Here is a 271-nt window from a genome sequence, read left to right as displayed (position 1 = left end):
GTGACTGCTTTTTTCAACTTATTATTCTTTATGATTACTTCCGACGCTCTTTCTTGTATAATGACTTCTTGTTTTTCCATATACAAAAGGTTGGCTAGTGTCGACGCGGTTGCATCCACAATAGACTGTGCTAGTTGTATTTTAGTCTCGGAATAGTTTGGCGCTTCTTCAAACGTCGCAACAGCTATCACTCCTAGCACTTCACCCATAGACACTAGAGGCAGCATAAAAATACCTTTTAATCCGAAATTTCTACAAAGGTCATGGCTGT

At 39.5% G+C, this 271-nt stretch carries 1 protein-coding gene; it reads right to left on the bottom strand.

The annotated features are described in order from the left end of the window. On the bottom strand, positions 1 to 227 hold a 227-nt coding region (locus AOA61_RS32055), incomplete at its 3' end, for a GAF domain-containing protein (RefSeq protein ID WP_218197428.1). Between the last annotated feature and the right edge of the window lie 44 nt (positions 228 to 271).

The sequence above is a fragment of the Pseudomonas sp. 2995-1 genome (assembly GCF_002742505.1).
GTDB lineage: Bacteria > Pseudomonadota > Gammaproteobacteria > Pseudomonadales > Pseudomonadaceae > Aquipseudomonas > Aquipseudomonas sivasensis.
Note: the sequence above shows the minus strand (reverse complement) of the source record. Positions and strands in the feature narration are given on the sequence as shown.